The organism is Aquella oligotrophica (assembly GCF_002892535.1).
GTDB lineage: Bacteria > Pseudomonadota > Gammaproteobacteria > Burkholderiales > UBA11063 > Aquella > Aquella oligotrophica.
This window is the reverse complement of the sequence record NZ_CP024847.1, coordinates 658,728-680,362: the sequence shown is the minus strand read 5'-3', so window position 1 is coordinate 680,362 and position 21,635 is coordinate 658,728. Positions and strand designations below refer to the sequence as shown.

The 21,635-nt window shown below is 37.1% G+C and carries 19 protein-coding genes and 1 pseudogene; 2 read left to right on the top strand and 18 right to left on the bottom strand.

Annotation, left to right across the window (positions count from 1 at the left end; genetic code table 11):
• Nucleotides 1-229 precede the first annotated feature (229 nt).
• From CUN60_RS03105 to CUN60_RS03025, 17 genes and pseudogenes are all read right to left on the bottom strand, one after another.
• Nucleotides 230-424 carry a hypothetical protein gene (locus CUN60_RS03105; RefSeq protein ID WP_102950627.1) on the bottom strand — a complete coding sequence of 65 codons (195 nt, stop codon included), beginning with the start codon at nucleotides 422-424 and terminating at the stop codon, nucleotides 230-232.
• An 11-nt stretch (nucleotides 425-435) separates the two neighbouring features.
• Nucleotides 436-651, bottom strand: a complete 216-nt coding sequence (locus CUN60_RS03100; RefSeq protein WP_102950626.1) for a hypothetical protein — start codon at nucleotides 649-651, stop codon at nucleotides 436-438.
• Between the two features lie 74 nt (nucleotides 652-725).
• A pseudogene (gene leuS / locus CUN60_RS03095) lies at nucleotides 726-3,313 on the bottom strand (leucine--tRNA ligase).
• 66 nt (nucleotides 3,314-3,379) lie between these two features.
• A complete protein-coding gene (locus CUN60_RS03090; RefSeq protein WP_102950625.1) occupies nucleotides 3,380-4,114 on the bottom strand; it encodes a type IV pilin protein in 735 nt (244 codons plus the stop codon).
• A gap of 15 nt (nucleotides 4,115-4,129) precedes the next feature.
• On the bottom strand, nucleotides 4,130-4,612 hold the full coding sequence (locus CUN60_RS03085; protein WP_158649267.1) for a type IV pilin protein: 483 nt from the start codon (nucleotides 4,610-4,612) through the stop codon (nucleotides 4,130-4,132).
• A 28-nt stretch (nucleotides 4,613-4,640) separates the two neighbouring features.
• Nucleotides 4,641-5,378: a type IV pilin protein gene (locus CUN60_RS03080; RefSeq protein WP_158649266.1), complete on the bottom strand. Its 738-nt coding sequence runs from the start codon at nucleotides 5,376-5,378 to the stop codon at nucleotides 4,641-4,643.
• Between the two features lie 11 nt (nucleotides 5,379-5,389).
• Nucleotides 5,390-6,160, bottom strand: a complete 771-nt coding sequence (locus CUN60_RS03075; RefSeq protein WP_102950623.1) for a pilus assembly protein — start codon at nucleotides 6,158-6,160, stop codon at nucleotides 5,390-5,392.
• Nucleotides 6,157-7,182, bottom strand: coding sequence for a prepilin-type N-terminal cleavage/methylation domain-containing protein (locus CUN60_RS03070; RefSeq protein WP_102950622.1), 1,026 nt, complete (start codon nucleotides 7,180-7,182; stop codon nucleotides 6,157-6,159). The genes CUN60_RS03075 and CUN60_RS03070 overlap by 4 nt, the downstream gene beginning before the upstream one ends.
• Nucleotides 7,179-7,751 (bottom strand): type II secretion system protein, encoded by a 573-nt coding sequence (locus CUN60_RS03065; protein ID WP_102950621.1) that lies wholly within the window; start codon nucleotides 7,749-7,751, stop codon nucleotides 7,179-7,181. The genes CUN60_RS03070 and CUN60_RS03065 overlap by 4 nt, the downstream gene beginning before the upstream one ends.
• Entirely contained in the window at nucleotides 7,742-8,347 is a 606-nt protein-coding gene (locus tag CUN60_RS03060) for a GspH/FimT family pseudopilin (protein WP_102952431.1), read from the bottom strand. Before CUN60_RS03060 ends, CUN60_RS03065 begins: the two co-directional genes overlap by 10 nt.
• Nucleotides 8,348-8,508: 161 nt before the next feature.
• Nucleotides 8,509-9,303 carry a peptidylprolyl isomerase gene (locus CUN60_RS03055; RefSeq protein ID WP_158649265.1) on the bottom strand — a complete coding sequence of 265 codons (795 nt, stop codon included), beginning with the start codon at nucleotides 9,301-9,303 and terminating at the stop codon, nucleotides 8,509-8,511.
• 87 nt (nucleotides 9,304-9,390) lie between these two features.
• The gene (hslU, locus tag CUN60_RS03050) at nucleotides 9,391-10,728 is read right to left on the bottom strand and encodes an ATP-dependent protease ATPase subunit HslU (protein WP_102950619.1); all 1,338 of its coding nucleotides are present in this window, start codon (nucleotides 10,726-10,728) and stop codon (nucleotides 9,391-9,393) included.
• Between the two features lie 128 nt (nucleotides 10,729-10,856).
• Nucleotides 10,857-14,243 (bottom strand): glycosyl hydrolase family 18 protein, encoded by a 3,387-nt coding sequence (locus tag CUN60_RS13055; protein ID WP_102950618.1) that lies wholly within the window; start codon nucleotides 14,241-14,243, stop codon nucleotides 10,857-10,859.
• 402 nt (nucleotides 14,244-14,645) lie between these two features.
• Complete coding sequence (gene nagA, locus CUN60_RS03040) at nucleotides 14,646-15,776, bottom strand: N-acetylglucosamine-6-phosphate deacetylase (RefSeq protein ID WP_102950617.1); 1,131 nt, start codon at nucleotides 15,774-15,776, stop codon at nucleotides 14,646-14,648.
• Nucleotides 15,777-15,838: 62 nt separating this feature from the next.
• The gene (locus CUN60_RS03035; RefSeq protein WP_102950616.1) at nucleotides 15,839-17,308 is read right to left on the bottom strand and encodes a C69 family dipeptidase; all 1,470 of its coding nucleotides are present in this window, start codon (nucleotides 17,306-17,308) and stop codon (nucleotides 15,839-15,841) included.
• Between the two features lie 278 nt (nucleotides 17,309-17,586).
• Complete coding sequence (locus CUN60_RS03030; protein ID WP_102950615.1) at nucleotides 17,587-18,345, bottom strand: alpha/beta fold hydrolase; 759 nt, start codon at nucleotides 18,343-18,345, stop codon at nucleotides 17,587-17,589.
• Between the two features lie 31 nt (nucleotides 18,346-18,376).
• Nucleotides 18,377-18,766 carry a YchJ family protein gene (locus CUN60_RS03025; RefSeq protein ID WP_102950614.1) on the bottom strand — a complete coding sequence of 130 codons (390 nt, stop codon included), beginning with the start codon at nucleotides 18,764-18,766 and terminating at the stop codon, nucleotides 18,377-18,379.
• Between the two features lie 204 nt (nucleotides 18,767-18,970).
• Between CUN60_RS03025 and CUN60_RS03020 the strand changes: the two genes are divergently transcribed.
• Nucleotides 18,971-19,507 carry a hypothetical protein gene (locus tag CUN60_RS03020; protein ID WP_102950613.1) on the top strand — a complete coding sequence of 179 codons (537 nt, stop codon included), beginning with the start codon at nucleotides 18,971-18,973 and terminating at the stop codon, nucleotides 19,505-19,507.
• A gap of 336 nt (nucleotides 19,508-19,843) precedes the next feature.
• Entirely contained in the window at nucleotides 19,844-20,494 is a 651-nt protein-coding gene (locus tag CUN60_RS03015) for a disulfide bond formation protein B (protein WP_102950612.1), read from the top strand.
• 171 nt (nucleotides 20,495-20,665) lie between these two features.
• Here the strand turns inward: CUN60_RS03015 and CUN60_RS03010 are convergent, their stop codons facing one another.
• Entirely contained in the window at nucleotides 20,666-21,601 is a 936-nt protein-coding gene (locus tag CUN60_RS03010; protein ID WP_102950611.1) for a DUF4116 domain-containing protein, read from the bottom strand.
• Between the last annotated feature and the right edge of the window lie 34 nt (nucleotides 21,602-21,635).

Here is a 21,635-nt window from a genome sequence, read left to right as displayed (position 1 = left end):
TAATTATTATAAGACAAATTACAAAGAATCGGACTACACCCTAATTATTAAACATCCCCCACACGACACACATTAACTCAACTACAACAATATATTAACAATAGAATTTCATCAAAATTAATTAGGTACCCCCTAAAATTTATAGAGGTAGATATAAGAAAAAAACGTAGAAAATAGAAACAGCTTATAGCTAAATTAGTAGAGAAAAAGTAAGGCTTATGCCTTACTTTTATTTAATACAAGAACCACCAATATTAAATGTTGTGATATTTTGAATACCAAGACTACCATTAAGTTGCAATTGAATCGGTGATATTGCAGTAGTTGATTCGTATATAAACGAATAAGTACACACCGGGGATCCTGATATCTGAGCAGCAGAACAATTCCCTTGGCTATTATATGATATTACGCCTGTTGGCATAACTGTAGTTCCTAGCTGAAAATATGCACTTGGACTAACTGTGGCAATACTATAGGTAACGCTTTCATAAACGATACCGCTGTCAGTTTGCGAACATGAGGATGAAATAGAATAACTGCTATATTGATAGCCACCTGAGCTACCACCACCCCTCCGCCACCACTATTACATCCTGCAATAATTCCTACACTTATCAGCAACAATGTAATTAACCCTATATTCTTCATCTTAGATACCTTTTATACAAAATTTTTACTTACCACTTTTTTGGTAATACTTACTCCAGCTCGCGCTAGCTCGCTTAAACTACAATATTTATCAATTTACCAGGAACAACTATCATTTTTTTTATTGCCTGTCCATCAATAAACTTCTGTACATTTGGATTCTGTTTTGCTAACTCCTCAATTTCTACTTTGGATAATGACTTAGCAACCATGATTTTGCCACGCAATTTACCATTAACCTGCACAATTACTTCAGCCTCATCAACTTCAAGCGCAGCGGCATCAACTATTGGCCAAGATTGATTAAGTAACTCAGACTCTGGAACCAATAAAGACCAAAGCACATCGCAAACATGTGGGGTAATCGGGGATAGCATAATCACCACTGTCTCAAGAAGCTCTTGTGCCAAAGCCTTACCACCAACATCAGTCAAATCAGTTTTAGCATAAGCGTTAAGTAGTTCCATCACGGCGGCAATTGCGGTATTAAATTGCTTACGAACTTCAATATCATTACTAATTTTCTGAATTGTTTGATGAAGCTGAGTACGTAATTTTTTCTGTTCGGTAGATAACTCGCCAGTGATATATCGTACAACTACTCCAGCAGTTGCATGCTCATAAACCATACGCCAGACTTTACTGATAAAGCGATTCGAGCCTGCAATCCCAGTATCGGACCAATCAAGTGTCTGCTCAGGAGGAGATGCGAACATAACAAATAGTCGAGCAGTATCAGCACCATATTTAGCTATGATTTCGTCCGGATCAATCCCATTATTTTTGGATTTTGACATTTTCTCAATGCCACCATAAATAACTTCTTTGCCATCAGCCTTATAGATGGCACTGGTAACATTACCCTTACCATCTTTACTAACTTCAACATCTAACGGACTAAACCAATCTTTAGAACCATTCGGATTTTGCCGATAGAACGTCTCTGCCAAGACCATCCCCTGAGTTAGCAGGTTTTTAAATGGTTCATCTCCAGCCACTAACCCCAGATCACGTAGTGCTTTATAGAAGAAACGCGCATATAATAAATGGAGAATTGCATGTTCAATACCACCAACGTATTGATCAACAGGTGCCCAGTAGTTAACTCGCTCATCAAGCATTGCCTTATCACTATCTGGACAGGTATAACGTAGAAAATACCAGCTAGAATCAACGAAAGTATCCATCGTATCAGTTTCACGACGTGCAGCTGCACCGCATTTTGGACAGCTAGTATCAGTAAAACGTTTGTCTTTATTAAGTGGATTTCCACTACCATCTGGGATTAGATCTTCTGGCAAGATTACTGGTAGATTTTCTTCTGAAACAGGAACATCACCACAGTGTTCACAATGAATAATCGGAATCGGACAACCCCAATAACGTTGACGAGAAATACCCCAATCACGTAAACGATAATTTACTTTAACCTGCCCGGCACTCTTGGCTTTCAGATCCTCTTCTAGAGCTGCAAATACCTGATCAAAATTTAACCCATCATATTTACCTGAGTTAATCAAAATACCCGATTCAGTATAGGCTGTAATATCAGGCTGATAACTATCATCTTCTTTAGCTGGCTTAATTACAGTCTTTTTAGCCAAATTATATTTGCTAGCAAATTCAAAGTCGCGCTCATCGTGGCTCGGTACTGCCATCACCGCACCAGTTCCATAATTCATAAGTACATAATTGGCAATCCAAACTGGAATCTTCTCGTTAGTCAAAGGATGAGTTACGTATAAACCACTAAAAGCACCTTTTTTCTCTTGGGTAGCCAATTCGGCTTCGGATACCCCCCCATTTTACATTCATGAATAAAATCTGCCAATTCTGGTTTCAATTTTAGTGCGGCATCGGCTAATGGGTGTTCCGCCGAAATTGCGACATAAGTAACTCCCATTAGAGTATCGGGACGAGTAGTAAAGACAGTTAAGCCATCATAACCATCACAGCCAGCAAAACTTACTTCCATCCCACGTGATTTACCAATCCAGTTTTTTTGCATTAGCCGCACCTGTTCCGGCCAGCCATCAAGTTTATCTAAATCAGACAATAACTCTTCTGCATATTTGGTAATTGCAAAATAATACATTGGGATTTCTTTTTTCTCGACCGTAGCCCCACTACGCCAGCCCTTACCATCAATTACCTGCTCATTTGCTAATACTGTCTGATCCACTGGATCCCAGTTAACAATCCCATTCTTACGATAAATAATGCCACTTTTATAAAGTTGCACAAATAACCATTGCTGCCAATGATAATAATCTGGTTTACAAGTAGCTATTTCACGTGACCAATCAAAGCTAAGCCCCATATTCTCAAGCTGGGCTTTCATATTCTCAATATTTTGATATGTCCATACTGCTGGCGCAACTTTAGATTTCATTGCCGCATTTTCAGCAGGCAAACCAAATGCATCCCAACCAATGGTATGCAGAACATTATAACCTTTTAGTTTGTAAAAACGAGCGAGTACATCAGTAATCGTATAATTCCGCACATGCCCCATATGCAACTTGCCTGATGGGTAAGGGAGCATAGGCATACAATACATTTTTGGCTTATCTGCCGATTCTTTTACTTCAAAAACTTTGCTTTCACGCCATTTTGTTTGGCATTTCTTTTCAATTTGACTATGATTATATGACTCTTGCATTCCTGATCCCAAATACTTATTTTATAAAATTTAAGCAATAATTTTAACACAAACCAGCTAAACTACCTAACAGCCATTTTGGTTCACTCCACTACAGTCACCGGAACAGCTACCACAAACGGTTGAATTTGAGCAATTTCCATCACAGTTACCGACAATGAAGCTCCCACTACAATCCCCACTACATGCCCCACCTATATAACTACCACTACATGAGCCAGGAAAACCATTGCCAGCTGAACAGCTGCCACAAATAGTATTGTTACTACAATTATCATCATAAGCGCAAGTAGCGACAGCTGGAGGTGTAGTTATATTACCAGCACATAAATCAGAGTTCCAGCTATTACCCGTAGTGGCACAATTCGCAGTCGCATTTTCCAAAATATTTCCAGTTTGATTTATACATAAACGACCGGAAGGATCACTACTTTGAATTGAATCTTGAACTGGGCTTGCTAAGATATTAAAGACCTGCTGATTTGCTAAGGTTGGCACAGCCGGAACAAAGCTGACACTATAAATTGCTCCGGTAGTCCCATTAATATAGCTTTCAATATAATTATCTGGCCAAGTATTGCTATTATCTAGATAAGAACCATACTGGCTATAATGTTGCTCCATTTTAGCTGCATCTTGCCTCAGTACGGTTTTAGCAATCTCTCGATTAGATTTTTGACTATAACTTTGATAGATAGAAATACCCAGCAAAGCTAAGGTAGCAACAATGGCAATCCCAATTACTATCTCAAGAAGCGAAAATCCAAAGATCATAGGTATCTTATTGTTTTTTAACCACATAATTAGCAACTCATTTCAATTGGTACAGCTGCATAATCCACCAGCATTACTACAACTTGCATTGGCATTCTCAGTAACATTTGAATCCTGATCCACACACACACAACCAGAATTAGCCTGAACTGTCCCACAAATCGGCGTTGCAATTAACCTAACCCCATTGAAATCACCTGGGTCTGTCGTATTTGGAGTTGCGGAAGTAAACCCAATCCTATATAAAGGAGTACCTGACTCTGGTGCTATCTGATATGGCAAAACAGGCCATGCAACATTACTAGCATTTGAAGCGCCAGTAAAACACTGTGGCGTTTGCGTACTTGTTGTATCCCTTGCATAGCTACCACATAAATTAAACCACTTCTGCATATATTGAGCATCTTTCAGTACCGTCTTAGCTGCTGAATGCATATTATTTGCAATAATATAATTCTGATAACTAGGAATTGCAATTGTAGCTAAGATTCCAATTACAGCAATCGTAATCATCAGCTGAATCAAAGTAAACCCCGAAGCTATAAAAGAATTCTTATTTTTTGGGACAGCTGCTACAATTCCCGTTTGTATCACAACAAGTACTACCCTTACAATTGCCACTACAACCACCGTATACAGTACTATCGAAACAATTTCCACTACAACCTCCAAACACTATACTATCCCAGCAATTTCCACTACAACCTCCAGCATGTATAATACTATTCCGGCAATTTCCACTACAACCAGTTCCCCCAGCACAAATTGTCACATTATTACAGTTACCAGAACATGCTGAAAATACCCCATTCGAACAATTACCAGAACAGGGAACAAAAGTTCCCCCTGCAGGACATAAAGAGTTTTGCGTATTACTTATTGAGCAGTTTCCTGGAGCAGCAGTACTAATATTTCCATATCTGTCAATATAAATAGTAATATAGTCTGAATGCATTTGATTCCCCACAGGGGTTGCAACCAGACAGTATGCTTGCGTATTTGCTGAAGTTGCCGAGGATGGATAAAAAGTCACCGAATAAACGGGTGCACCATATACTCCAACAACACTGGTAATGATACTCCCTGGCCAAGTATTACCACTTTCCAAATACCGCCCATTCTGGCTATAAAAATTCTCCATCCTATTTACATTTTGATGTAGTACCTGAATTGCAGTAGTTTTATTAGAGCGTTTGATTTGATCAAAATATAAGCTTACACCAAACTTTGCTAAAATACCAAGTATTGCAACTGCAATCATTAGTTCGATTAAAGACATTCCTTTTTTCACTCTCGCCTCCATCAATCATCATATAGCCAACGAATCGAAACTGGAATAATATGGTGGCTAACCGTATCAGCCCCATCTCCACGCAAATTTGTATTTCTGACTATTGCCACATATTCCTGAAGAGTAACGCGAGTATTCCCATTGCGCCCAAACGCTCTGACAGTAATCCGATATAACCTTGCTGTCCTCGCTCCATTACCATTGTGATAAAGCTGAATTGTTTTGCCATTTAACTGTGTGAGAACTCCAGTGTTTGCACCAGTTTGACGACCGATAAATGCAGGATTGACAAGTTCCATAAAGTATCTTGGCTGCGCGCACAAGCCACCGATACCAGTATTAAAAGCTAAAGCAAAACCTGAGCTGTGATCAATCCAAGGCAGCGCATTAGCACTACCATTAATACTAATGTCATAGCTATTACAAGGTCTGGAACTTGAATTTGCAGATTCTAGCCATGGCTTCCAGCTAGTTAATGTGGAGTAACACCAGCCATTGCTGCAATTGCTAACACCAACTGATTCAACCTTGGCTACTCTGGCAGCAATGCTTAGTGTTTCCATTCCATTAGTATTATCAAAATTATAAACAGTTTGCTCTGCATTTATCAACGCCATTTTAGCAGCATTTTGGGCTAAATCATAGTCACCAATATTTGTAGCAGAATTATGATATGATAGTACCAGCTTATTTAAAGTCAAAATAACGACCGCCATTAGGGATAAGCCCAAAAGAGTCATCGCTAATGCTGATCCTGATTGCCTGAAAATAGCTAATTTCATCTCAACCACCCAATATTATCAGAAATAGCTTGGGTAGTGGTATTAGCACCATTAGTAACTGAACTAGTTAAAGTTATGATAACAGACAGAACACGCCCCCAGCGATTAAAACAGCGACTATTTACTGAATTATTCATTTCAGAAGTTGTACAAATGGTATAACTATCATTTACCGAAGAGTTATTAAAATTAGGACTACTAGTGGTATAAATAATATACCTCAGACTAAGACTACTTATCGCTGTTGATATGAGTGCAGGCGAACTCAATGACACTCCGTTAAAAGCAACAACATAAAGCCCACTCTGTCCATTAACTGTTGCTACATAGTAGTATTTTGTATTAAGATTCATTAACTGCATAGTATATTGATCAGGATCATAGATTATTCCACTACTTTGTGATTCAATCTGGATAAAATAATTGGCACCAACCAGATTGCTAAATACTACACTAGTTCCATCAGCCGTTGGCACTCCAATCCCATTGAGAGAATATAAATGATTTGCAGAAGCCAAAATATATGAACTGGCAGTTAAATCAATGCTTCCATTATTATTAAATTGCATCCGGTTAATACAATTATTACTTGCACATACCATGGATTCAATAGCTGTCAGATAATTTACCTTATTTGTCCCATATTGTACCCTCAAGATCTCAGATGTCAAACCGCTTATTCCAGAACCAGATGGTGCAGAACTAATTCCCACTACCCCTACTCCCGCGGTATCTAGGGTACACCATTCGTTCCCACAACTTGTACCTATTGAATTATACATACTTGTAGCAGACATATTGTGAAGACTAAAGCTACCAAAAACTCCCGCATTCTGTATATCATGCCGAATCATTGACATAGCAAGCTTCAATGACTGCTGCGCATCAATTTTGGTATTATTAAATAGATAACCGCTAAAGAGGTTACTATACGAAAAAACGATAGCAGAAATAATTGAAGCGCTAATTGCAATTGCAACTAGAAGCTCAATTAGATTAAATCCGCGAATATAGTGTTTCATCTGTTTGCCAATGGTAAAAGAATGAAATTATTATCACCAATTGCAGCTGACTCAGCCGCTTCTATGTGAGATTGCCATACCATCTTAATTACAAGCCCACCACTACCGTTGCAGCCGCCATTATTCCCTGTAGTAGGTATTGTCATGCTAGTATCCCGACAAACAATTCCCTTTACGTTTGAGACAGGCATACTTCCAAACCCTGACTTCCATTGGTAAAGCAAAAACTGGGCAAATTGACTGTCAGAACAGGAGTTGGCACTACAATCAACTCCGATACTATTATTATCCGTATAGACCGTCTCGGTATAGTTATTCGCGCCGCTAGTTGCAGTACAGCCACTTAACCTCATGGTATTATTTGTTGCACAATAATTGAGATTAGTGTAAATTTGACTTGCAAGACTGGTAGCCGATTGCATCATTAACTGTTTAACCGTAATTTGCTGCGTCGCGGAAAGATCGGCTAATTGCAGACGATAAATCCCGGCTCCTAGTGCACCAATTACAGCTACAGCAATCATCACTTCTAGAATTGAAAACCCTTTGTTTCTCGAGTTTAGTTGCATGTTGCGTCTCCTGTCGAAGTGCAAGCACTAGTATCATCTTCATTTTTGATACATACATTTCCATAACCATTTATACAAATTTTTCTGGTATATGACATACCATATTTAGACTGACTAAATGTAAAGCTAAATGGCATGTTTGCAGATGTAAGCTGCCCATTTGAAGCTATTATAAAAGAACTAACTACAGCACTAGCTGAATTAATTGCAGAAATGGTAACATCAGCATCAAAACGGTATGCCCGTACTCTCTCCCCGGTATTATAGCTTCCATTTTGATTCAAATCTCTCAATACCAATACTCCTTCATTCCAGTTTTGGCTATTACAGGTATTATTTCCAAGATAGGTATGGTTTCCAGAAGAGTTGGTAAAAAAACTTGCAGCACATACAGTTATAGGTGTACCACGCCGGAATGCTTCCGCCTGCGCATACTTTAAAATTGCCTTTAGCTGAAGATAGGTGGCTTCATTATTCCGGCGCATCACCTGTTTGTACATTTGTGGCAGCGACATTGCTAATGCAATTCCAATTATAGTAAGAACAGCAATTAACTCGTAAAGAGAAAACCCAGACTGAAATTTACTTTGATTCATTTAGTTATGGCCAAAAAAATAAGGGTATGTATAAACACATACCCTTATTTTAACATGAGCCTTTTAGCTATTTCTTATAGATCACCTAATTGAATAAAATAAAACTTCTGTTTTAATTTTTACTGCAACATTAAGTAACACTATTAACTTTTTTGCTAAAATTATTTAACTTCTACTTTATGTTTAGCTTTTAAACCATCAAAGAAAGCTTTTGTTCTTTCCATTTGAATTTGCTGTTTGATTTGATCTTTGATCTTGTCATAAGCAGGGAAATTAGCACCACCAGATTTAGTATCATTAAGTTTAATGATATGGTAACCAAACTGAGTCTTAACTGGAGTAGTAGTATATTGACCTTTTTTAAGAGTTTTGATAGCTGCTGTAAATTCAGGAACATAATTAGAACCATCAGACCAGCCAAGCTCACCACCATTAGCTTTTGAACCAGGATCAGTAGAGTATTTTTTAGCTAAATCAGCAAAGTTAGCACCTTTTTTCAATTGAGCTTCGATATCATTAGCCGTTTTTTGATCTTTTACTAGGATATGCGAAACATCATATTGCTGCTGCTTAGCCGCATCTGCTTTCATTTGATCATATTTAGCTTTAATATCAGCATCGGTAATTGGTTTAGCATTAGCTTTTTCTTGCATAATCTGTGCATAAATCATTGGCTTAACTTCATTTAATTTAGCTTGATATTCAGCACTCTTATCCAATCCTTGTGCATTACCTTCTGCTAGTACCGCTTGTTGCATACCAATTGACTGTAACATTTCTTTTTTAAACTGTGGATTATTTAACTGTTGAGCTGCCATCGGATTCTTTTTCAATTGATCCATTGCCTGATTGATAACTTTCTGATCAACCGGCTTACCATCTACGTAAACTGTATCTGCATAAGCAACTGAAACCAAAGCTGAAGATACCAATAAAATTTGCACTAACTTTTTCATAAACATCCTTAAAATTAATAAAGTAAAAACGGTTAAAAATAAAATTTGTGGTATTATACAACAAAGTCTTTAATTACTCAAATTTTTTTATAAAATATAATGAGATAGATCCTCAGACTTAACTATTTCACCAAGCTTTTCAGACACATAACCAGAATTAATCTCTACCAAATTTTCGCTACCGGAATCAAATAAAAGATCCTCAAGTAATTTTTCGACAACTGTATATAAGCGTCGTGCACCAATATTTTCAGTTTTCTCATTGACATTAAATGCAATTTCTGCCATCTTCGCAATTCCATCATCAGTAAACTGTAGCTCCACTCCCTCTGTTGCTAGTAATGCCTTGTACTGCTGAGTTAAACTAGCATCAGTTTCAACTAAAATCCGCTTGAAATCTTCTTCCGTTAATGACTTCAATTCAACTCGAATCGGAAAACGACCTTGTAATTCTGGCAATAAATCAGACGGCTTTGCGACATGAAAGGCTCCTGATGCGATGAAAAGAATATGCTCCGTTTTTACCATTCCATATTTAGTTGAAACGGTAGTTCCTTCGACTAATGGCAGTAAATCACGCTGAACTCCGGAACGAGAAACATCGGCACTATTCCCGCCACTTTTGATCGCTACTTTATCAATTTCATCCAGAAAAACTATCCCATTCTCTTCAACATTCTGTAATGCAACATGGCGTAATTCATCTTCATTGACCAGTTTACCAGCCTCTTCATCAAGAATCACTTTATAAGCATCTTTTATTTTTAGCTTGCGCTTACGTTTTTTACCTTCGCCAGCACCTTCAAACATTCCCTGTAACTGACTGGTTAATTCCTCCATTCCTGGAGGTCCCATTAGTTCAACACGTGGTTTCTGCTGTATAACTTCGATTTCAATTTCTTTATCATCTAGTTTACCCTCATGGAACATTACTCGAAAACGTTCCCGAGTTGAATTTTCTTTAGCTACCGCGTCATCTTCATTAGATGTAGTTTCACCAAAAGTATCACGTGCGGGAGGAAGTAATACATCAAGGATTCGATTTTCAGCTGCTAATTTGGCTTTATCTCTGTTTTTTGCACGCTCTTCTTCACGCTGATTTTTTATAGCAACTTCTACCAAATCACGAATTATTGAATCAACATCTTTTCCAACATAACCAACTTCAGTAAACTTAGTTGCTTCCACTTTAATAAATGGTGCATTAGCTAATTTAGCTAAGCGACGAGCTATTTCAGTCTTACCAACACCTGTTGGACCTATCATTAATATATTTTTTGGCGTTATCTCACTCCTTAGTGGTTCTGCCACTTTCTGGCGTCTTACGCGATTTCTTAAGGCAATAGCAACTGCTTTCTTGGCATCTTTTTGTCCAATGATATACTTATCTAATTCCGCTACAATCTCTCTAGGTGTCAGGTTCATTCAAATTTACCTTAAAAAATAATATTTAATCTACTACTTAGATATAGCAACAAATTATAATAATTCAAGAGCAATAAATAAAAAAAGGCAACCACGATGGATTGCCTTCTTTGAGGGAATATTAACTATTAATTGTTATATTCATTTTTCACTGCCTGAATAATAGACTGCTGAGGATTCTGAGCATCACCATCAAGCTCCCAGTACATTGTTCCACCAAGACCAGTTGCTTTAACTGCTTTAGCTTTAGCCACAGCTGACCACTGGTCATCGTAAGTCATAAAGCTATTAGTTTGTGCACTATATGCCCATGGCTGCATTGCTTCTAAACCGTATTGATTGAAAGTTGCAACATTTGAAGTACTACTATAGTAAGTCAAACTCTTAACACCCGCAATTGGTTTATCGCTACCACAACCAGTTTCAGGATTATTTACTGGATTAATGATACATTTATAATCAAGAATTCCATTTTCATAATCACCAAAACCAGCACCAGTTACCGATTGGAATAAACCACCATTAGTAGCGCTAGCAACTGTCATAGTGCGAGCATATAAAGGAATCCCTGCAACCAATTTCTTAGCTGGAACACCACGAGCGATATAAGTATTCATTGAAGATTTGATTGACCACCCCTCATCTTTACCAACTTTATTGCTGCCAACATTTTGGAAGTCATAGTTAGCTTGAAAATATGCTGGACTATTAGTATCCCATGAACCATGATAATCATAATTCATTACGTTTACATAATCCATCAAACCACCAACTTGTGCCCAGAAATTACTTACTGCATTTGGATTACCATTGCTAGTACCATCTACATTTTTACCTTCAAGAGCCAAAGTACGATCAGTACCACCATTAACCGCAATCGTTAATGTATATTTCTTACCATCTTGTTGACCAGCAGTATCAAGAGCTGTTCTTAAAATCTGATAGAAAGCAAGCATTTTCTTAGCTGGAGCAACATTGTTACCGTAATCAGACCACCATTCCCAGTCAATATCTAGACCAGTAAAGCCTGTTTTACGCATTAACGCAATCGCTTGAGTAGCAAAATTATTCATACTTGCTGTAGATGAAGCTAACTGTTCAAACATTGGTGCAGTATTGATACCATTATTAGTCCAGCCACCAAATGATAAGTGAGCTTTCATGTATGGATACTGTAACATAGCACGACTAACAGCGCTCATACCCCAGCTATCAGCTGATGCATCAAGAGTTTTAACATCGCCAGTTGCTGGATTGAAGCCAACAAAAGCATAGATAATATCGTTGATGTTATTAAATGGCATATTATATGGATTGTATTTGCGTCCCCACACTGCCCATTGTGCATAGTAACCAGCATTTACATAACCATTACCTGGGTCTTTACAATTATTTGCAGCACATGGTTTTGCCATTGCCAATTTAGTATTATTAACTGTTACATCATATACGATTGGATCAATAACACCAGGTAAAACTTCAGCACCTGAATCAGTACCCATAACATCACAAGATTTTGTTAAATCAAGTGATTGAGAAGTAGTGCTACCATCCCAGTTAGTTTTTTCTTTAGCCGTAATAACATTCACATATTTGCTACCAGATTGTGTACTAGTAAAATCAAGATTGTCCGCAGACAAGCCAAAACATGTACCCCAACCAGCTTTTTGCTTGAAGTTAGAAGTAAAGCTTACTGATTTTGAGCTAGCAATACCATTAACACTCAGCACAATCTTATTATTGTAGTCTTTGAACGGTGCCATATAATCATAGCTGGCAGAAGTTGGAACTACCGCATTAGACTCAAACGCAGCATTAATAGTTACTGCACTTGTAACTGTTTGAGTTTTAACAATTGGATTAACTTTATAATTGTTACCAGCTGCATTTACAGACACTCCCAAATTCAGATTGTTTTCAACCTTATAAGTCTTATTACTATTTACCTGATTAGAATAGCCTACATAACTATATTTGTTCGCAGCATCACTGAAAGAAACCCCTGCTTTATCATTTGTAGTCAACCCGCTAATGGCAAGTACTACATCACTCAGAGCCACAGATGATTTAACCATTGGAATTGCCAATGCATTCGCATTGCCCTTAGCTATTGTCAATGTTGGCAAACCGTTTTCAACATAATACAAACCAGCCAATGGATCAGCAATACCACTTGATAATTTTACTTTATAATCATGCGTAGCATCACTCACAGGTAATTCTGCCGTAGTAAATGAACCACCCTGAGTAATTGTATAATTCCCAACTACTTCATTTGAGTTTTTAACATTCAGAATCTGCACCTGAAGTTGCCCGGTATAGTTTGGCACATTATTTGCTAGGCTAATTGTAGCTGTTCCAACTGTAGCAACAGGTGTAGTCTGGGTATATTTCACTGTTACTGTCGCAGTTGCTCCTGAAGCTACATTTGCTGTTGCTGCTGGAGTGTAACTAACAGTTGTATTATTGATTGTTGAACCAGCCACTGTATAGCTACCTGCAGTTAAATTATTTACTGGTTGAGTATAAGTTCCACCCAATGAGGCTACTGGAACAGTGAAGCTAGTCACACTAGCACCAGCAGAGTTAGTAACATTTACTGTTAATGTACCGCATGCAGATCCACTACAACCAGCGGCAGTTGTATCAACCACTACATTCATCTTTCCTGTTGGAGCTGGAGTAGGTGTAGGTGTTGGCGCTCCACCACAGTTACCAAGAATTGTCCATACTTTACCTGAACCTGCTGCTCCACTATTTTGGGCAGGATTATCGCCTTTTGTCCACCAACCATTACTATATTTAATATCCTGATACACTACTGGTGTCCCTGAATTAGCATAAGTTGTATCCGCACTCCACGTAGCTACACCATTACAATCAACTGACGGAGATGGGGTTGGGGTTGGAATCGGAGTAGGACTTGGCGTAGGAGTAGGAACTGGCGTAGGAGTAGGAACTGGTGTAGGCGTTGGTGTAGGTGCAGGTGTAGAACCATTCACTGTAAATGTACTTTGCGCTACTGCATTATCAAAGGTACTACCATTTAAATTTAAACCACCAGTGAATGATATTGTTTGATTTGACTTGATTACAGCATTACCATTATCCGCACTAAATGTACCGACTTGCTGATTACCATTACCAGCTGCGAAAACTACTTTATAACCAGTACCATTCATCCACCAATTATTTAGTGTACCGACACTAACTCTATTACCTTTACTATCTTGGGCCGTAAAACTGATAGTATTTGCTTTTAAGTCTATGTCTGTAGCACAAGTATTAGTAATATCAATACTGCCACCCACATACCAAAGAGCAGAACCAGAGAAATTTACTTTTCCAGTCAAACAACTATTAGCAGAAAATATCGTTTTTGCTGCATTAGCACTAATTGGGGCTCCGGTTAAATTTTGACCACCACTACTAGTACCACCATTACAACCACTGAGTGCCAGACTCCCTGCCACAACCAATGCTGCACTTACTTTTTTCATTTGATTTGTTTTCATGCCTATTTTCCCTCTAGAACCATTTTTCATGATTATTTTAACATTGTAATCATTCATGCCCAGATTCTAACAAATTAAGATACCAACTGGAAATAGACATTTTTGTATAATAATTATTCATTTTTGTATAAGTGGAATAATTAGCTCTTTATTTCTAAGTAACAAGCAAAATAATTACTTACGAAAGAAGTGAAATAGCACAACTGAAAGTAGCTAAACTATAACATTATAAAAAGTATATATTGAGAAGCTCTAACAATATATAAGAAGAAAAAGATTATTTGATGGACTAAAAGTTTCTGCCCAGATGGGATAAAGTAGGTTTTTAAATCGCGCATATACTAATGTCATTAACTTGCTAGTATATGCGAATTATCTAGAGTTAAGAATGAAGACTATACATTAGATCAGCTGGCAAGAATATGAATCCAGATCAATAGCTATCAAATCGGCGCGATAGCCCTCAGCAATCCGACCAATCTGGTCATCAACCCCAATTAATTGTGCAGGAATCAGTGTCGCCATAGTCAATGACTGTTCAAGACTCAGCCCACATTTCTCAACACAGTTTTCAATAGCCTCATTCATTGTCAGATATGCCCCACCCAAAGTCCCAGCATCATCAACACATTTACCATCACGAACATATAAGTGTTTTCCAGCAAAATCAAATTCTGTCATATCTGTACCAGTAGGCGTAACGGCATCGGTAACCAGATAAACACTAGTTGGCTTAAGATTAGTCATTAATCTTACATTTGCCTTATCTACATGAAGCATATCAACTATGAGCCCTAGATAGACCGGATTAGCTAAAACAGCACCGATTAGACCGGGGTTACGCCCTGTCATACCACTCATGGCATTAAACATATGAGTAACAGTCTTGGCGCCATGTTTAAATGCATTTTCAGCAACCTCATAACTAGCATTTGAATGTCCGATTGAGACAATGATACCATGTTTTGCTAAAAATTCAATCTGCTCAGGTTTGACATTTTCAGCTGCCATCGTCATTTTAATTGGAAATAATTTAGCATATGGAACTATTTTAGCAAGCATCTCGTCAGTTGGCTTAATGATAAACTCTTCTGGGTGTATCCCCCGCTTCTCTTTAGATAAGAAAGGTCCTTCCAGATGGATGCCAAGAACGCCACGAGTATTACCGTATTGCTTAAACCATTCTTTGACTACTTCCAAAGCCGTAATTGAATCATTAAAATCAGCTGTTATTAAGGTTGGCAAAAATCCGGTTGTCCCAAACTTTAGATTAGTCTGATGCATTGTTTCTAGTGTTTCCATACTGATATCTGCGTTAAAAAGTACACCACCACAACCATTTAGCTGTAAGTCAAGCATACCGGGACTAATCACACTATTCCCAAAATCCTCGAGCTGGCTTTTATCATAAAGTTTGTCAGAATCAATAACATCAACGATCTGATTATCTGCAAGAAGTACAATTTTATTAGTTAATAAATTCACACCATCAAAAATATATTTGGCAGTTATGGAACGCATTTCCGAAGACATAATATTTTCTTTCTAAAGGTAACTAGTTAAACAAATACCAGACATAGTCTGGTATTTAAAATTTATGCACCATGAAACTCATAGAGTTTACCAACATTGGTTGACTGGTCAGTCAAAATTTGATTGGTTAACTGATCCGTTACATCATATACGGCATCGAGAGTATTTTTGGTGAAGTCATCCAGCAACTTTTGCGCTTTTTTCGGGTGTTTAGCATAAAGTTTCACATACTCAGCCTCAAATTGCTTCTGATTATCCGCTATTTGCTGACTTAATAAAGTATAACTTTGCTGAACTGTAGGTGCATAACGTGGGAAATTCTGCATCACTAGCATTTGCAGGCGGCGGAATTTCCAATAAGCAGAGATATTATCTGCTTTATCGGTAGCGATTTTATATTCCTCTGGAATTGTTGCACCCTGGTAGAATGGAACATAAATGCCTGTTGCCGTCATTCCCAGATTCAAATATTCAACATTAGCTATTGGCATTGGCAAATTATCACGAACCTGTAATACATGTGATTGTTGAGTCCGGTAAACCGAAATTGGGCGTTTAGTAGCTTTAGGGTTCTGTGAAGTATATGGATCTTGTTCAGTTCCCTGATAGTAGCTTGATAACGCACTTTCAACATCTGCAACCGATAATTTATGATCTGGTTTCAAAAACACTGGGAAATCACCATCTTTTACTGGGTAATTTAAAGTTGATTTGGTAAATGAATTTTGTAAATATTTCACACGCGGGTAGTTATACTCTTTATCATTGTCATTGTTTTGTCCATAAACTTTATGGAAATTAAATGCCCCATCTTTTTTCGGATTATATAAGCCGTTTTGTTCCGCAAAACTAATCAAATTTGGTGATGATAAATAATTTTGAGTATCAGATAAATCAACGGTTCCTAATCGTGACTGATTAGCCGATACGAAGTAGCCATCTTCAGGTAAGCGAACCGCCAACCATTGGTGACCGCCAGCATTTTCAAGATACCAAGCTTCATCTTTATCAACGAACGCTATCCCAAATCCTTCTCCTGACCCATATGACTCAATAAGCTGCCCTAGCATTAACACACCTTCACGCGCCGATTTCATCTGTGGCAAAAGGATAGTTGGGATTGCTTCTTCTACAATTCCAGTACTTTCAACATAAGGATCAACTTTGAGCGTTTGTGGATTGCTAAAAATAGTTTCAGTTGCTGAAATACCTACACCAAGATCATTAAATCCAGCCTCTTCAAAGGTACTATTATTAGTTTGCCAGTCTGGGCTACCCGTATAACCCATTAAATTATCTGGCATTTGGTAAGTAAACTGATTCTCTTCTACATTTTTGTATAAATAGCCTGTTTTACGCGGAGGATGATACATAAACCGAACAGCTGCATTACCACTTTCACCATCTTCATTACGCGCAATAAGAATTGAACCATCGCTACTGGCATTCTTACCAACTAAAATGGTGGTGCAGGCATAGCTGGATGATATTGTGCCAGTAATAGCGGCTATAAGTAAGGCTATTTTTTTCATTTAGAGATATTCCTTATATAGAAATGCGAAAAAAGTAAAAATGAATTATAGCACAACAGATTAGTAATTACGATAAGTTTAGTTATGATTTTAGAGTAATTTTTTGCGATTACCTACTAGCAATTACTATCGCAATATATACTCAGCCAGACTGAAGAAGCCTAGTAGGCGTGAGCGACGCAGCTTATAAATAGTAAGTGAGAAGCCAAATAACGAGCTAGGAATTTCAATCGTTTTGAGTATAAGCAGATTATTGACTGATGAGCTGGAGGGGATATTTAAATTATGTTAAAGATAAACTTCTCGACAGTAAGATTCAAATCTTGTGGCAGATTATTCATAATAAAATGACCACAAGGCAGACTTTTAATTATTATATCACGCTTAATTTGCTGTAGCTTCTCGATGTCGCCACACGGTGGAGTTCCACCTAAGTACATTAATGGCATTTTTAAAATACGTAATGCAGCTTCAGAGTCAAATAATACCGCCTGATAAAGTAGTTGGTTAAAGCGCTCAGGAAACTTACTCCATTTATCTACCATCTCCTTTATAATCAAATTTACACGATCCCTATCATCCAATTGAAGATTATACATTCTTCTACTAATAAAGCCTCTTATCTGCTCTTCTTGATTACCCGTGGATAATGACGCGAGAAAATCACGAAAAACTTTCTGTTGCTTAATGGAAGAAGGCATCGTTGTATCAATAATAATAGACGCAAATGTAACCTTAATAAATCGTGCAGCAAGCTGTAATGCTATTATCCCACCCATACTATGACCGATAAAAATAACTTTAGAAAGATTTAATTGGCTAATACGTTTACTTATTCTCTCAACTATTTCTAATAGCAGTCTATCCTGACTAACTGACATATCGCCAACCAGCTCAGAATAATCAGGGGCTAAGATCGAATAATTACGACGAAAATAATTAATTTGCTCACGAAATGATTCCGGACTTAGGCACCAGCCATGCAAAAATATTAAAGTTATTTCTGAATCGGAATTATTAAGATAGATTTCTTTCATACTTAATGATCACCATAGTTCGACGATTATTTTAGCCAATTATTTCACCATCAATATAATACCATCGCCCATCCTTACGCCTAAATTGGCTAATCTCATGTAAGATAACATTGCGATTAGCATCATTATAATATGCTTTAAATTCAACTACCCCCTGATCATTATTCATTGAGCTATTTAAAACTTCAAGCTTTTGCCAAATTACGCTCTGTGCCCATAGTGTAGATTCTTTCTGATCATAAGCAACTAGTGGTTTACCTTGCATAGTTTTAACAATATAATCAATATTAGCCATCGTATATGCCGTATAACGAGAGCGCATCAATTGTTCTGGTGTATCTGGTAGCTTATTATCATTAATATAAATACCGCAACAAACCTGATAATCTTTATTACTTCCACATTTACATTTAAAGCTCATTGTATTATCCTGATAAATTTCCACACACAACTATTAGATTACTTGTAGTAGCTAATTATAACTAAAGATGAGCTCTTATTTGAAGATAAGTTTATTTTAGATGGTAGAATCATTTCTTCACACAAAATCTTTAAAATATAGTATTCGACTAACCATAGAGCTAAATATCATTAGATAAGACTAAATTAAGAAAGCTATACGAGAATGAATAATGAAATAATCCTCTTTAACGCTGCTGGAAACTATAAAATAGAAACTGAAAAATTTATTCTAGGCTTCAAGAATGAAGTAAATATTAGTATAGAACCAAATTTCACTTCAACCCCAGACGCAATTGTTTTTCGCTCTTGGTACGGTGAAGAGGAGTGGAGACCAAGCCCAGAAGCAAGCATTAGTCTCACTGTAACTCCCATCTCAGGCGATAGTATCTGGCTAAAGCCAATGATACTAGAAGGGACATCATTATCCGATGCAAAAATAAAAGCTACTCGAATTGAATCACCTTTGGTTTACTCAATTAATAATAGTCAAAAAGAGTCATTACTTTCAAATATTCATAAAATAGTTTTCAAGAATCGTCAGACTGGAATAATATTTGAAATCGAACTACCTCGTAGAGATATTTCACCAATATTTCAAGAGTCAATCCAAATAACAATAAAGATTAAAAAAGAAGCTAACATTTATCCGCACGGAATAATCTGCGAGCCCAAGGCAGCAAATTTGTGGGTAATCAGATGAGTAAATTGCTAACTTACCGTTGAACAAGTAGTTAACATCCGATAATTTACTTCCCTTATTTATATTGATTAAATAATGACTCAACTGGTTTATATAGTAAATTTTTAGTGTGATAAAATTCATACTATATATAATCCAAACCAAAGGAAAAATTTTGTTTGCAGGAATCATCCCCTTCTTTGCTGTTTGCATCTCAGCCTTTGGGATTGTTTTTATAAAAAATCCTAGGTTAAAATATAGTTTGGTGATTATCTCAGTCATCATTTATGGTATCTGGATCATTCACTATGCAAATTTTCATATTTCAGATTTAAAAACCTATTCGTGGTAAAGAGTATGAATTTCCAACAGCTTAGAAAACTAAATCTTATTGCATTAGTAGTAGTCTCTGGAATATTGCTAACTGCATTATATTATCAGCTATTTATTGACACTATACTGCCATGCGCCTTATGTAATTTGCAACGCATTGGATTTTTATTATTTGGCTCTGGACTACTAATCAACATTAGATCGAATAACTTAAAATGCGGCTACTTATTGTGTTTCATCAGTAGTATTCTTGGTAGCTATGTTTCTTTACTCCATATTCTGGTAGAAATCCCACCAGGTATGCCACAAATTGGCTCAACAATTTTTGGCGTCCATATGTATGGCTGGGCATTTGTAATGTTTAATCTATTAACAATCTATATTGTAATAGCAAGGTTTCTGCTTGATTCATCAGCTAATTATTCAATACCGAAAAATAAAGGTTGTGTAAATTATTTAACTGGACTATTCCTCGCTATAACAATTACCTGTTTAATGTCGGTATTTCTAGAGACTGGTTTACGTCCAATAGGGTTTGGACAGTATCATTATTGGGTTATTTGTAAATATCAGGGACAAACAGATGCAGAATGTGAGCGGCCAACGATTACAGAGATCATTAACCAATATAAGCAAAATCTTGAAAAAATCCATAATGGGTGGCAGCAAAAGTAGGCTACTGCCAATTTAAAAGTGGATTTTTGTATAACTGTTATACAAAAATATTAGTAGCTATTTTGGCAATTAAATAATAAAATATATACTTGGATATTCTTTATTAAACCAAAAGTCTGCATCAAACCAACAACTATTCTTCCTCATGTTTCTATGGTGCAGACTGCGGTTTTACGCGAAGTTATTTTTTATGTCTTCATTTGCATATTCAAGTGCCCACGGGTGATACTTGATAGCTTCAGCAACAACTTCTTGATCAGATCTTAGTCTATCACTTACATAACGAAGTACTTGTCCACCAATAGCCAGTAATGGCAGGATGAATTCCTTATTATCCCTAAGATCATTATTTGCATATTCAAGCGCCCAACGGTGACTTTTTATGGCTAGCCCTACTATTTCTGGGTCTGATTTAAGATGCTCATCTACATATTCTAATGCACGACCGGCAGTAGAAACAATATTTTTAACAAAATCACGGTTAGACTTTAATCCTTCTGATGCAAATTCAAAAGCATAAGGATAGTTCATGATTAAAGGACGCATGAAATCACTATCTGAACGTAAATTTTTACTCGCAAACTGCAATGAGCTTGCCCGTAAACGATATGCTTCAGCAACAATATCTCGATCTGAGCGTAAGCTAATATCAGCATATGCTAACGCATATGGATCATGAGTTATCGCAGCAAGGACAATTTCTTTATCCCGCTTAAATTTATCATCAGCAAAATATAGGCTAGTTACTTCCTTACCCACCATACGTAAAATAAAATCACGATTGGCTTTTAAACCATCACTGATAAAATTCCATGCTAATGGATCCTGTAATATTGCAACCTCAGCAATGTCCATATCAGACTTCAATGCTTCCGCTGCATAATAAATGGCAATCCCACGCTGATTAACTGCTGACAATACGATTTCTTTATTTGCCCGTTTTTCCTCTGGCATAAATTTTAGTGCACAACCATCTTTGCCCAAAGTCTCATCAATCTCTTCCCAATCGATTATCAGATTTTCTGGTTCAAGGTGTTTTGCATGAAAGCCAAAATCAATAATATCTTCGTCATTGATATCAATATCTAGCGTAAATAATTTTTCCATCCCGCGTGCCTCCAAGCGTTAAATAAATTAGCGG